The 12,645-nt window shown below is 30.3% G+C and carries 15 protein-coding genes and 1 tRNA gene; 8 read left to right on the forward strand and 8 right to left on the reverse strand.

Features of this window, described 5'->3' with window-relative positions; all coding sequences use genetic code 11:
* The 3 genes from F7018_RS14340 to F7018_RS14350 form a co-directional block, all read left to right on the forward strand.
* Positions 1-1,524, forward strand: a 1,524-nt coding sequence (locus F7018_RS14340) for a T9SS type B sorting domain-containing protein (protein WP_150900789.1), incomplete at its 5' end; no start/stop codon positions are given.
* A gap of 10 nt (positions 1,525-1,534) precedes the next feature.
* Positions 1,535-2,443: a PorP/SprF family type IX secretion system membrane protein gene (locus F7018_RS14345; protein WP_150900790.1), complete on the forward strand. Its 909-nt coding sequence runs from the start codon at positions 1,535-1,537 to the stop codon at positions 2,441-2,443.
* Between the two features lie 196 nt (positions 2,444-2,639).
* Positions 2,640-3,176, forward strand: a complete 537-nt coding sequence (locus tag F7018_RS14350; protein WP_150900791.1) for a retropepsin-like aspartic protease — start codon at positions 2,640-2,642, stop codon at positions 3,174-3,176.
* Positions 3,177-3,234: 58 nt separating this feature from the next.
* On the opposite strand, the gene F7018_RS14355 is transcribed toward F7018_RS14350, so the two are convergent.
* A complete protein-coding gene (locus tag F7018_RS14355; RefSeq protein WP_150900792.1) occupies positions 3,235-4,113 on the reverse strand; it encodes a hypothetical protein in 879 nt (292 codons plus the stop codon).
* 328 nt (positions 4,114-4,441) lie between these two features.
* Between F7018_RS14355 and F7018_RS14360 the strand changes: the two genes are divergently transcribed.
* The 3 genes from F7018_RS14360 to F7018_RS14370 are packed head-to-tail and all read left to right on the forward strand — an operon-like array spanning position 4,442 to position 6,406.
* Complete coding sequence (locus F7018_RS14360) at positions 4,442-5,320, forward strand: alpha/beta fold hydrolase (protein WP_150900793.1); 879 nt, start codon at positions 4,442-4,444, stop codon at positions 5,318-5,320.
* Positions 5,313-5,810 (forward strand): RNA polymerase sigma factor, encoded by a 498-nt coding sequence (locus F7018_RS14365; RefSeq protein ID WP_175578745.1) that lies wholly within the window; start codon positions 5,313-5,315, stop codon positions 5,808-5,810. Before F7018_RS14360 ends, F7018_RS14365 begins: the two co-directional genes overlap by 8 nt.
* A 2-nt stretch (positions 5,811-5,812) precedes the next feature.
* Complete coding sequence (locus F7018_RS14370) at positions 5,813-6,406, forward strand: hypothetical protein (protein WP_150900795.1); 594 nt, start codon at positions 5,813-5,815, stop codon at positions 6,404-6,406.
* Between the two features lie 39 nt (positions 6,407-6,445).
* On the opposite strand, the gene F7018_RS14375 is transcribed toward F7018_RS14370, so the two are convergent.
* Positions 6,446-6,520: transfer RNA gene (locus F7018_RS14375), tRNA-Pro, on the reverse strand.
* 159 nt (positions 6,521-6,679) lie between these two features.
* Positions 6,680-6,910, reverse strand: coding sequence for a hypothetical protein (locus tag F7018_RS14380; protein WP_150900796.1), 231 nt, complete (start codon positions 6,908-6,910; stop codon positions 6,680-6,682).
* 411 nt (positions 6,911-7,321) lie between these two features.
* On the opposite strand from F7018_RS14380, the gene F7018_RS14385 reads away from it, so the two are divergent.
* Positions 7,322-7,930, forward strand: a complete 609-nt coding sequence (locus F7018_RS14385; RefSeq protein WP_150900797.1) for a DUF1684 domain-containing protein — start codon at positions 7,322-7,324, stop codon at positions 7,928-7,930.
* A 25-nt stretch (positions 7,931-7,955) separates the two neighbouring features.
* On the opposite strand, the gene F7018_RS14390 is transcribed toward F7018_RS14385, so the two are convergent.
* The 5 genes from F7018_RS14390 to F7018_RS14410 form a co-directional block, all read right to left on the reverse strand.
* A complete protein-coding gene (locus F7018_RS14390; protein WP_150900798.1) occupies positions 7,956-8,660 on the reverse strand; it encodes a crotonase/enoyl-CoA hydratase family protein in 705 nt (234 codons plus the stop codon).
* A gap of 4 nt (positions 8,661-8,664) precedes the next feature.
* Positions 8,665-9,036 (reverse strand): fluoride efflux transporter CrcB, encoded by a 372-nt coding sequence (gene crcB / locus F7018_RS14395; RefSeq protein WP_150900799.1) that lies wholly within the window; start codon positions 9,034-9,036, stop codon positions 8,665-8,667.
* 64 nt (positions 9,037-9,100) lie between these two features.
* Positions 9,101-10,126, reverse strand: a complete 1,026-nt coding sequence (locus F7018_RS14400) for an SRPBCC family protein (RefSeq protein WP_150900800.1) — start codon at positions 10,124-10,126, stop codon at positions 9,101-9,103.
* A 46-nt stretch (positions 10,127-10,172) separates the two neighbouring features.
* Positions 10,173-11,147 carry a DoxX family protein gene (locus F7018_RS14405; RefSeq protein ID WP_150900801.1) on the reverse strand — a complete coding sequence of 325 codons (975 nt, stop codon included), beginning with the start codon at positions 11,145-11,147 and terminating at the stop codon, positions 10,173-10,175.
* Positions 11,148-11,164: 17 nt separating this feature from the next.
* Positions 11,165-11,710, reverse strand: coding sequence for a DUF1599 domain-containing protein (locus tag F7018_RS14410; RefSeq protein WP_150900802.1), 546 nt, complete (start codon positions 11,708-11,710; stop codon positions 11,165-11,167).
* 80 nt (positions 11,711-11,790) lie between these two features.
* Between F7018_RS14410 and folP the strand changes: the two genes are divergently transcribed.
* Positions 11,791-12,612, forward strand: a complete 822-nt coding sequence (folP, locus tag F7018_RS14415; protein WP_150900920.1) for a dihydropteroate synthase — start codon at positions 11,791-11,793, stop codon at positions 12,610-12,612.
* Positions 12,613-12,645 lie beyond the last annotated feature (33 nt).

The following is a 12,645-nucleotide window of genomic DNA, read 5'->3' on the forward strand; positions in this document are numbered from 1 at the left end:
GGCGATGGTGATCCAGATGTTACGGATCCAGATGATGATAATGATGGAAATCCAGATGGAACCGATCCAAACTCATTAGTGCCAACAGGAGCAGATGATGTTTTAGTTGTAGGAGAGGGACAAACAGCTTCAGTTAACGTTCTAGCGAATGATGATTTTGAGCCAGGAGCAAATACAAGTATCACTCAAACAGGAGGAACTGCCGCTGGAACCGTAAGTATTGACCCATTAACAGGGGAGTTAAGTTATACTCCAGCTCCGGGAGAGCAAGGAGGTACAGTTACAATTGAGTTACAAGTATGTAATACAGGAGTAACACCTCAGGTTTGTGTTAGTGAAAGAGTTACAGTAACTGTACAAACAGATACAGATGGTGATGGTGATCCGGATGTAACAGATCCAGACGATGATAATGATGGAAATCCAGATGGAACCGATCCAAACTCATTAGTGCCAACAGGAGCAGATGATGTATTAACAGTTGTAGAAGGTCAAAGTGCTATGGTTAATGTTTTAGCTAATGATGACTTTGAACCAGGAGCAAATACAAGTATCACTCAAACAGGAGGAACTGCTGCAGGAACCGTAAGTATTGACCCATTAACAGGAGAAGTTACTTATACACCAGCCGCAGGCGAAGAAGGAGGAATAGTTACTATAGAATTACAAGTATGCAATACAGCAGTAACACCACAAGTTTGTATAACGGAAACTGTTACTGTAACTGTTCAAGTAGATACAGATGGCGATGGTGATCCAGACGTTACAGATCCAGATGATGATGGTGATGGTATTTCTGATGCTACAGAGGGTAATGGTGATAGTGATGGTGATGGTACGCCAGATAGCTTAGATACTGATAGTGATAATGATGGTATTCCTGACGGAACTGAGGGAGCTGGAGATACTGATGGAGATGGTACACCTGATTATTTAGATTTGGATTCAGACGGCGATGGTATTTCAGATAGCACCGAAGGTTTAGGAGATAGTGATGGTGATGGAATATCAGACTATCAAGATCCAGACGATGATGGAGATGGAGTATTAACTGGTGATGAAGACATAAATAATGATGGAGATCCAACAAATGATGATACTGATGGTGATGGTACACCAGATTATTTAGATACAGATGATGACAACGATGGAATATTAACTATCGATGAATTTATGAATGATTGTGATAATGATAAAGTGCCAGATCATATTGATTTAACTGACTGTACAATTATACCAGAAGGTTTTTCACCAAATGGAGATGGAGTAAATGATCTTTTTGTAATTCCATTCTTATCAAACCACAGAAACTTTAGTATGGGAGTTTATAATAGGTATGGTAGAAAAGTTTACAGATATGATAATAATGGAAGTAGTAATCCTCAATGGTGGGATGGTTATTCAAATGTTAGTTTAACATTTGATAATAGTAAACCAGTTCCGGTAGGTACTTACTATTATGTTATTGAGTTGAACGATGGAAGTGGTAAACAATTTACAGGTTGGGTTTATATTAATAGATAATAGAAAAGAAATGAAGAAAGTTATATTAATAATAATAGTAATATTTAGTACCTTTTCTGTTAAAGGTCAACAGGATCCACATTATACACAATATATGTATAATATGAATATTGTAAACCCAGCTTATGCGGGATCTAAAGATGGTTTGGTTTTAAGTGTTTTAGGTAGATCTCAATGGGTAGGTATCAAAGATGCTCCAAGAACATTTACGTTTAATGCACAAGCACCTTTAGGTAAAAATGTAGGAATGGGACTTTCTGTAATTGCAGATAAAATAGGGCCTTTGTCTGAGCAGAATGTATACGCAGATTTTTCTTATACAATAAAAGTAAATGAAGCAGCAAAACTAGCTTTTGGTTTAAAAGCAGGAGTTACGTTTTTATCAGCACCATTATCATTTTTAAATACTGTTAATTCAGGAGATATTGCCTTTCAGAATAATTTAAATGAAACAAATCCTAATTTTGGAGTAGGGCTTTATTATTATACAGATAGATATTATCTAGGATTGTCGGCTCCTAATTTGTTAAAAACAATTCACTTTGAAAGAGGAAACGGTATTGTTTCTAAAGCATTAGAAGAAACTCATTATTTTTTTACGGGAGGATATGTTTTTCAGATGAGTGATGATATAAAGTTTAAACCATCATTTTTAGCAAAAGCTGCAACAGGAGCTCCGATTTCGGTGGAATATTCAGCAAATGTATTATTTTACGATAATATTGAGTTTGGGCTGTCTTATAGGTATGACGATTCGTTTTCAGCTATTTTTAGTTTAAATGTTACTGAGAAATTGAGAATGGGATATGCATACGATCATACTTTTACTAATTTAGGAGATTTTAATTCTGGAAGTCATGAGGTGTTAATGACCTTTAGCTTCGGAAAAGAAAAATCTAAATTTTTAAGATTCTTTTAAAAGTATTTCAGAAAATAGATTGATTTATAAAAGAGCAGGTAATTTTAAATTACTTGCTCTTTTTTGTTGAAAGAAAAACTTGAAGCTATGTATTTATTCTTATGGGAGAAAATAATAGTTAACCTTAATTAACATTAGTTAACTTAATAAGCTTTAAACTAACTATAAACTTGCATCGAAATTATAATATAACATTATGAAAAAAATAATAAAAATTAACCTACTACTTATTGTGGTATTCTTATGTGCATGTAAACCTAGTTCTAAAAAAGAAAAATCAGTAGTGAGTCAGAAGTTTAATTTAGAATCTTATTTGATTAAAGATGAATATGTAAAATTAGAATTAAAAAAAATGTCTTCAGGACATTTACATATTTATGGGAAATTAAATGGAATTAAAGGAAATTTTATTTTAGATACTGGAGCTGGTGCTACAGTAATAGATAAAAAGAATCAAGAGAAATTTCATATGCAGGCAATTGAATCTGATGATGAAGGTACAGGTGCTGGAGGAACTGGACTGCAAATGCTAGCTTCTGAAAAAAATAATTTAAAAATAGGGGAATTGGAGTTGAAAGAACTAGGTTTAACGTTAATGAGTTTAGATCATGTAAATAACGCGTTTGTAAGTATGGGGTTAGAAGAAATTGATGGGGTTATTGGTGCAGATATTTTGACAAATAAAAAGGCAATAATAGATTATTCTAATCTTATTCTGTATTTAAAAAAATAAAAAGAGAGGTTAAAAACCTCTCTTTATAAAATGGTCAACCCATATTTAATATTATTTTTTAATTATTTCCTAAGTTAGCGTATTCTTTTTCAGAGATTTTCCCTGTGTGAATGTCAACTAATTCTTCTATTTTAGTTAACATAAACTTGTGTAACTCTTCATCAATTTTTTCTGGTTTTTTAAGATCACTAGATTTTAATTTACCAGGAATAACATAAGTGTTATAATAGTAAAAAAAGTTATAATCTAGGTTTGCATTAGATAAATTACCATTATTTCCTAATAACCATCCTAATCTTACAGCCGAACGTCTTTGTGAAGCAGAACCATGAGAAGACCCACTAGCTCCAGCAATAGATTGAGAAAAGTTGTATGCAGGAATAACATCAGACCAAGTAGAAGTATAACTTCTTCTTAAGAAATATCCAGCAAAACCATCAGCTTCTAATTCAGTATTAGAAGGTCCAGTTACTGAAGGGTATCCTTGTCTAAATTGTATTTGATGAGCTACTTCATGTGCTGCAATATAAGCTACTGCTGATCTACCGTAGTTTAAAGCTCCTCTTAACATTTCTTCACCCCAAATAATATAATTTGCAGGAGGCCCATAAGATAGAGCATTGAAAGTACCGCTACCAGCTGCAAAATAAAGAGGTACATTAGCTATACCAAAAAGACTTGAAGCGTTGTTGTTTTGTTGTTTTAAAAAATTTGTTTCACTTGTATTGATAAGTGTGTTTGACCAGTAAGAGTTTGGTCCAAATTGAGAAACAGTGGCACAGTTATGTGCTGTATTATGAACATGCAATTCACTTGGTAAAACACCTGTTTCTGGAGAATTAGCACTTAATGCTATGTCTTTAGCTATTTCTTGATTGTCACAACTTTGCAACGAAACTAAAATAGCCAACGTTGTTAATTTAATAAATTTTTTCATTTATTTTGAAGGGTTTGGGGGTTGACCAAGTTGAAAACGAATGTAATTGTGTATTATTGTATGTTTAAAAAAAATATTTAAACAATATGTTTAATTTATTGAATTAGTTAAATATTTGAATTTTATACAATTTAAAACCACTTTGTTGCAGTAAGATGTAAAGCTCAGTATTTGTACATAGTTGAGTGTGGATTATAATATGAAGAGTGCATTTATTTATAAATAATTTGTTGAGTATGGTTTAAAAAAGAATTAAAAAAAATAATAAAAAAAGTGTAATAAAATTTAAGTTAGCTAATCTAAAGAGTAAATTATAAAAATATTTACAATGAAAAAATTAGCAACTCTACTCTTAGTTGTACTTATTCAGAAAAGTGTACTATCACAAACTACTGAAAAGATATACCCTTTTAGTGTAGACATTACAGGAAAAGGAAAACCAATTATTCTTATACCTGGAATTTCTTGTTCAGGTAAAATTTGGAGACAAACAACAGAATTTCTTCAGAAAAAATATGAATGCCACGTTATAACATTGGCGGGTTTTGATAATCAAAAAAGTATAGATTTAAAAAATGGCTTCATACCAGCTGTTAAAAAAGGGGTTATAGCATATATTAATAATGAGCTATCTGAAAAACCAATTATTATTGGGCATAGTTTAGGAGGATTTATAACATTGTCAATAGCTTCTTCACAACCAAAATTACTTTCACAAGTTATAATAGTTGATTCCTATCCTTTTACACCTTCAATATTTAATCCTAGTGTTACAAAAGAAACTATTTTATCGCAAGCAAAACAAATGAAAGAAACGATTCTAAATGTTTCAGATAGTTTGTTTTATCAGCAAGAAGTAATGAAGTTAAAGACAATGATTACTGATGATAAAAATATAAAACGAGTATCAGAATGGATAATGAAATCTGATAGGGAAACTGTTTCGCAATCAATATTTGAATTAATGACAACAGATTTAAGAAATGAACTTGAAAAAATCGAAATACCAATGTTGGTTCTTGGAAGTTGGTATGGGTTAAAAAATTATGGAGTAACAAAAGATTTTGTTAAACAAAGTTTCATAAAACAATATTCTGGAGCAATGAAATGTGAAATTATGCTAGCAAATAAAGCGAAACATTTTATTATGTTAGATGACCCCAAGTGGTTTCATGATAAAATTAAATCTTTCATTTCTTATGAATAAAAAAGATGATGAATTCAAACAGATATATAAAGAATCAAAAGATAAAATTTATCGATTATGTTTAAGTTTTGTTGGAAATAAAGCAGATGCAGATGATTTGTTTCAAGATATTTATATTAAAGTTTGGTATAACTTAAAGAATTTTAGAAAAGAGAGTAATATAAATACTTGGATATATAGAATAGCAATGAACACAGCACTTCTTCAATTGAATAAGAAGAATAAGTCAAATAAAAGATATAGCACTGTAGAATCTGAACATCTAAAGAAAGAGGTAGAGGAAAATGAAACTAACCATTATAGTGAAGAAGAGTTAAATGAATTACATCAAGCAATTTCTTCATTAAAAAAAGTTGATAGAATAATTACTCACCTTTTATTAGAAGACAATAGTTATAATGAGATAGCAGAAATTACAGGTCTAAGTGTTTCTAATGTTGGAGTAAGAATAAATAGAATAAAAACAGCATTAGCTAAAAAAATGAAATAATTATGGAAGAATTAAATAAGTGGAAGGATATGTATCAAAAGTCGGAATCAGATACTTTGAGTATAGATCAGTTAATAGAACGTTTAAATGTTATAGAAAAGGGTGTAAGAAAAAAAAGAATCTTGTTAATAATGTGTTTTTTAGTTTTAATAGTTACTTCACTTTTAAGATTACCAGAATTTGAAAACATTTATTATGTCTTATCTTATGTTCTTATTACAATAGGAATATCAATGAAGTTGTTTGTTCTTTATAGAGGGAAATATAGTTTAATTAGCGATAAAACAAAATTCAATAATCAAAATTTCATCAAAAATCATGTCGGTAAATTAAAAGAAAAGATAAATTTTGAAAAGAGATACCTTATGGTTTTTCTAATTTTAATGATTGGTGGGGTAAATTTTGCATTGATAGGTATGTATGATAAAGGAACTATTTTTAATTTTGAATTTAATCAAAGCAATAGGCTTTTCATTCATTTATCTACAATACTATTATTTTTTGTAGGGTTTTATTTAAATTCAAAGAAAATCAATCGTTATAAAAAGGATGTTTTAGAATTGATAACCGAATTGGAAGATGCTACTAAAAAATAGAGCTTATGTTTATATTGTTCTAATCATAACACATTGAAGTCGGGATGAAAGGATTCGAACCTTCGATCTCACGGCCCCCAGCCGTGCACTTTAACCGGACTAAGCTACATCCCGAGTTGAAAGCAAATATATTATTAAAAATAAAAAGTTCTAGGGCAGACCTAGAACTTTTATCAAGAATAAATATTATAAAGAATAATAGTTGATTAAAAAGTATTATTCTATCTATTTTTATAAACGATGTAAATTGTCGTTTATTGTTTCTATTCAATATTACGCAGTTAAGGGTTTACCTTTTAAACGCTTTTCAATTCGCTGTTTTACAACAGTTAATCTTTTCATTGCGTCCATTAAGGCAGTGTCCTTAGTTTGTTTATATACCTCGTTTATTTCTAATATCAAAGCTTTAGCTTCTCTTGAAGCTAATATTCGATCACTAGTAGTGATAAATTTGAACTTTCTGTTTTCAAATTCATCTGCTTTACTTATTAATTCTGAGTTCATAAAATATCTACTAATTTTAATTAAATTATCTTTTTTTAGAATAAGTCTGGTAATTGATTCCGAATAAAAAAGATTTATTTTCTCTATAAATAAATTGGGCGACAAATATATACTAATCTTTCATTTAACCTATAATAAATTCATCAAATTATTTTATTTTTTTATAAATTTTCTTTATAACGTAATTTAGACCAAAATTTCCTAGTTTTTGTTAATCATAGATGTAATCTATTGAGTTAAATATAATAATTTTTATTTGTTATGTCAAGTCTATTTACAGAAAATTAACATAAATACTGGGCTTTTTTGATGATTATTCATTTGTTTATGGTAGATTATTGAGAATAAAGTATTTTTGAAGTTTTAAGATTTTATGCTAAAAATCTTTAATATTTAAACATAACAGGTTCAATGAAAAAAGTAATATTAATAATTTTAGTGGTTGTATTTCAGTCATGTAGTAGTCAGAAAAAGAGAAAAATTACTGGAAAATCTCCTTTTCAGATAGAAATGAATACTGAATTTAAGGATGCTTCTAAATCACCATTAACTAAAAAAGGATTGAGAAACTTTAAGGGATTGGATTTTTTTCCAATTTCAGAAGCGTATATCGTAAGAGCTAAATTAACTAAGACACCTGATGCTCCAACATTTAATTTTCCTACAACTACTGATAGAGTTGCGGTGTATAAAAAGTATGGTATTGTCTCTTTTAAAATTAATGGAAAAGATTTTAAATTGGCTATATACAGAGATGAACACCCAGAACCAAAATATAAGGATAACTTGTTTTTACCATTTTTAGATAATACCAATGGAAAAACTTCTTACGAAGGTGGGCGTTTTATTGATGTTTTAGTCACGGACGAAAATGAGGATGGTACAATAACTATTGATTTTAATAAGGCATATAATCCTTATTGTGCGTATAGTGATCGATATTCTTGTCCAATTACACCTAGAGATAATTATTTAGATACTGAGATAAAGGCTGGAGTAATGGCCTATAAAAAACCATAAAAAAAAGCCTGCTTAGCAGGCTTTTTTATTTAATAGGAGGATTTAATCCTTCTATACTATCTTGTTCTATTGCTTGTTGTAATGAATTTAAATAGTTTTTTCTAACCTTTAATTTTGTTTCAGCATGTGCTTTTTTGTTTAAGTTGGAAAACATTTCAGCAATCTTTATAGCTGTCGGCATCAAATGATCTTCAGGTACAATTCTATCCAGGAAACCAGCTGTAACAGCATTTGCAGGAGTGTATATTTCAGAATTACTAATACTTCTTTCAAAATAGATAGGAGCTAAGCGCGCTTTGGCTATTTCAATACCTGCATGGTGCATTGTCATTCCAATCATAACTTCGTTTAATCCAATTTTAAAATCACCTTCGGTACCTATTCTATAATCAGCAGAAAGAAGTAAAAAAGCTCCTTTTGCAATTGCGTGTCCACTACAAGCGATGATAACTGGAAAAGGGAAGGATAACATTCTAAGTGATAACTTAGAGCCTTTAGTTACTAATTCTAAAGCAGCTTCTGGAGAAGCTGTCATGCTTTTTAAGTCATATCCAGCAGAAAAAATACCAGGTTGTCCCGTTAAAATAACAACTTTCTTTTCTTGTTCTGCTTGATTGAATGCAATGTTTAAAGCATCTATAACTTCGTGTGAAATAGCATTCGCTTTTCCGTTTGTAATAGTAATAATTACATAAGCATCTTTCGATGTATACTGAACAGGGGTACTCATATGTTTATATAAATTTAATTAAATAGATTCCAGCAAAAACAGCTGAAAAACCAAGGATGAAACTTGCAATTGTATAAAAAGCAAAAGAGGTAAAATCTCCCGATTTTAAGAAAACATGATTTTCATAAGCAAAGGTTGAAAAAGTGGTAAAACCACCACAAAAACCAGTAGCTAATAATAAGGTGTGATTTTGAGTTAAAGTTTCATTTTTTGCAGCCAAACCAAGGATGATACCTATAAATAAGCTTCCTAAAACATTTGCTGCAAATGTGCCATAAGGAATACCTGTTGTGGAATTGTTTAACAGCTTACCAATAAGGTATCTCAAAACACTCCCAGTTCCGCCACCAATAAAAACTAATAATAGTTGTTTCATATATGTGCGAAAATAATAAAACCTCACAAATTTTGTGAGGTTTTATGAAGATATAGTTTTTGTATTATTCAATCGGATAATAAATATCAGTTTGAATTTCTGTAGGTTTTACAGTACTTGGGTCGTTAACGTATAGTTCCCAAATTGGCCATTTTTGAGTAAGGTTATTCTCTTTTAAATAATTGCCTATTTTGGTATGCGCATCATAATCACCTTCTCCATAATTACCAAATTTAGATATTACTAGGCTATTACCTGCAGGTAATTTAACAACTTCCATTCCTGTAGCTGGTGCTAAGTCTTTGTTTAAAAGTAATCCAATATAAAATTCAGTTTCTCCAGATTTTTCATCGTATTTACTAAATACAGCCCCAGGAGTGTAATCACCTAATTTTAATCCGCTTTTAGCGGCATGCATTCCTGCTTTAGGTAAATCTTGCATGAATAAACGAGTCATTTCTTCATGGTTAATTTTAATCTTATGAGGATATCCGATAAAGATTTTTTCAGGCACCACTTTTGTAGAAATTTCACCAATGGTAAACTTAGGAGTTACTGGAATTGTTTCTAAAAGAACCTTTTCTAGATTATCTAATCCTTTTTCTTCCATAGGTCCTAGCATGTTGTCCCAACCTCCTGTTAATGCAGCAAACATTTTGAAAACAAAAGGAGATTTTTCAGCTTTCATACCCCATGTTACTTTTGTGCCCTCTGCTACTTCTTCAAAATTCCAATAAATATCTCCAGGCTCATTATCCATAAAAGATATTTTTTGATCAATAGATTTATTTTCAACTAAAGCAACAGTTTCCATTTTTCCTGGTCCGTCTTTACTTGTCCAACTATCAGAAGCACCAACACCTACTGTTTTATCACCATAAGTTACTACAATAGTACTGTCTTCATCATGCCAAGGTCCCCATTTTTCCCATGTTTTTAAATCGTTTACGGTATTAAATGCATGCGCAATCGGAGCTTTTATTATTTTGCTTCTACTTACGTCATAACTTCCAGAATAAGTGCTAACGTAAATTAAACCAATAGCAATTACTGCCACTATAAGTAGCAGTATGTATTTTAAGATTTTCATAATTATTATAGTTTGATTTATTATAAAGTTACTGATTTTTAAATTGTTATTTTAAAACAATGTCATCAGCATCAGTCCAATTCCACTTTCCTACAATAACTCCATTTTCTACAGTAATAACTCCTGGATTGGCTCTAATTGCAGTTTTTAAAGCAGTTTCATCGCAAAAACCAAAAGTATATGGTAAACCAAATTCTTTTTGTGTAGCTGCTAAGTCTTCAATATAAGAAGCTGTTAAAACATAAATTTCATATCCTTTAGCTTTTGCATCAGCTGCTACTTTTGAAATAGCTGGTAATCCTTCTTTTTCAGTTTTCTCGAAGTTGTAAAGCATAATTAACATTGCCTTATCTTTACCAAGCATTTCTTCTAATTTATCACCTTCATCAGTTTCAATCATAAAATCATGAATAGGAGGAACTTCATCACTTCCATCTTTATATGCCATCCCTTCTGCAATATTAGTTCCTATTGAGTAAGCTCTAAAATCTATAATTGGTAAGTGTTGTAAAACGTGATATACAATTACTAGTGAAAAGAAAACTGAAGCGTATGTAGCTAAAGCACCTACTTTTTTAGAAATTAAAGGTGTAATGTATTTTAATCCTACAATTAAAATCACGATAAAAATCATGAATACGACATTTTTATAAAATGTTTCTTTAGGTGTAAGTTTTAAAGCATCTCCAAAACAACCACAGTCAGTTACTTTGTTATAAGTATATGAATACCAGGTTAAGAATAAGAATACTAAGTTAAGGCTAAACAAACTCCAAACCGTAAATTTAGGTTTAAAACCTACTAAAAGCATTATTCCTAAAACTAATTCAGTTACAATTAAAAGAATTGAAAAAGGTAAAGTATAAGGAATTAAAAATTCCATGTTTAATACTCCTTCACTAAAATATTCTTGAAATTTATATTGAGAACCTATAGGGTCTACTAGTTTTACAAATCCTGAATAAATAAATAAAAGTCCTACAAGTACTCTTGAAATATGTGTTGAAATCTTTAAAATCATTTTTTAAGGGGTTTAGGTTAACTGTCTAATTCTGAATGGTGAATCAAAGCAAAAATAGCATAATTAATCATATCTTGATAATTTGCGTCTATTCCCTCTGAAACTATAGTCTTTCCTTGGTTATCTTCAATTTGTTTTACACGAAGAAGTTTTTGAAGAATTAAATCTGTTAAGGAAGAAATTCTCATATCTCTCCATGCTTCACCATAGTCATGGTTTTTATTTTCCATTAACTCTTTGGTAATTTTTACATGTTTGTCGTACAAATCAGTAGCTTCTTCAGTATTCATATCAGGTTGTTCAACAACTCCTTTTTCTAGCTGAATTAAAGCCATTATTGAATAATTAATGATTCCAATAAATTCTGATTTTTCACCTTCATCTACTTTACGTTCAGTGTTTTCTTGTAGTTGTCGGATACGTTGAGCTTTGATAAAAATTTGATCGGTTAATGATGGCAGTCTTAATATTCTCCATGCACTACCGTAGTCACTCATTTTTTTAATAAACAAACTTCTACATTCTTCAACTACTGAATCGTATTGTTGGGATGTGTTTTGCATCTTTTTTATTTAAAAGTAATCGACCAAAAATAGTAAATATTACAAGCTTTTCGTTTATTTTTACTTGGAAATTTATTATGATGACAATTAATTGTAAAGGAAGTTTAATAGACCTTTCTTCTCCTAAAGTAATGGGGATTTTAAATATTACCCCCGATTCTTTTTTTGATGGTGGTAAATATAAAAATGAGAAAGAGATACTTGTACAGACAGAAAAAATGTTAAATGATGGCGCTACATTTATTGATGTGGGAGCTTATTCGTCAAGGCCAGGAGCTAAACATATTTCTGAAGAAGAAGAGTTACAGAGAATTGTGCCAGTTATTGAACTATTAGTAAAAAAGTTTCCAGAAATTATAATTTCTGTAGATTCATTTAGGAGTAGGGTAGTAGAGGAAACTATTAATACTGGAGCAGCAATTATTAATGATATCTCTGGAGGAGTAATGGATGTTAAAATGTTTGAAATGGTAGCAAAATTGCAAGTCCCTTATATTATGATGCATATGCAAGGAACTCCTAAAAATATGCAGCAAAACCCTACTTATACTGATATAGTTAAAGAAATAACTTCATTTTTTGCAGCTCAAATTTTTAAGCTTCGCGAACTAAAAGTAAATGATGTTATAATTGATGTTGGTTTTGGTTTTGGAAAAACACTAGGACATAACTACGAATTGTTACAAAAATTAAGCTTGTTTAAACATTTGAATGTTCCTGTTCTAACAGGAGTTTCTAGAAAATCGATGTTGTATAAATTATTAGATATAACTCCACAAGAAGCTTTGAATGCGACAACAGTAGCTAATACGATTGCTTTGCTAAATGGCACTAATATTTTAAGGGTTCATGATGTAAAAGAAGCGATAGAAGCTGTTAAAATAGTGGAGCAATTATCATAAAATGATTACATTTACTAAAACTTCTATAAAATA

It is taken from the genome of Tenacibaculum aiptasiae (assembly GCF_008806755.1).
Lineage (GTDB): Bacteria > Bacteroidota > Bacteroidia > Flavobacteriales > Flavobacteriaceae > Polaribacter > Polaribacter aiptasiae.

Coding starts and splice junctions, on each gene's coding strand:
- F7018_RS14345 (WP_150900790.1), top strand. CDS start 1,535: ATGAAGAAAGTTATATTAATAATAATAGTAATATTTAGTACCTTTTCT.
- F7018_RS14350 (WP_150900791.1), top strand. CDS start 2,640: ATGAAAAAAATAATAAAAATTAACCTACTACTTATTGTGGTATTCTTA.
- F7018_RS14355 (WP_150900792.1), bottom strand. CDS start 4,113: ATGAAAAAATTTATTAAATTAACAACGTTGGCTATTTTAGTTTCGTTG.
- F7018_RS14360 (WP_150900793.1), top strand. CDS start 4,442: ATGAAAAAATTAGCAACTCTACTCTTAGTTGTACTTATTCAGAAAAGT.
- F7018_RS14365 (WP_175578745.1), top strand. CDS start 5,313: ATGAATAAAAAAGATGATGAATTCAAACAGATATATAAAGAATCAAAA.
- F7018_RS14370 (WP_150900795.1), top strand. CDS start 5,813: ATGGAAGAATTAAATAAGTGGAAGGATATGTATCAAAAGTCGGAATCA.
- F7018_RS14380 (WP_150900796.1), bottom strand. CDS start 6,910: ATGAACTCAGAATTAATAAGTAAAGCAGATGAATTTGAAAACAGAAAG.
- F7018_RS14385 (WP_150900797.1), top strand. CDS start 7,322: ATGAAAAAAGTAATATTAATAATTTTAGTGGTTGTATTTCAGTCATGT.
- F7018_RS14390 (WP_150900798.1), bottom strand. CDS start 8,660: ATGAGTACCCCTGTTCAGTATACATCGAAAGATGCTTATGTAATTATT.
- crcB (WP_150900799.1), bottom strand. CDS start 9,036: ATGAAACAACTATTATTAGTTTTTATTGGTGGCGGAACTGGGAGTGTT.
- F7018_RS14400 (WP_150900800.1), bottom strand. CDS start 10,126: ATGAAAATCTTAAAATACATACTGCTACTTATAGTGGCAGTAATTGCT.
- F7018_RS14405 (WP_150900801.1), bottom strand. CDS start 11,147: ATGATTTTAAAGATTTCAACACATATTTCAAGAGTACTTGTAGGACTT.
- F7018_RS14410 (WP_150900802.1), bottom strand. CDS start 11,710: ATGCAAAACACATCCCAACAATACGATTCAGTAGTTGAAGAATGTAGA.
- folP (WP_150900920.1), top strand. CDS start 11,791: ATGACAATTAATTGTAAAGGAAGTTTAATAGACCTTTCTTCTCCTAAA.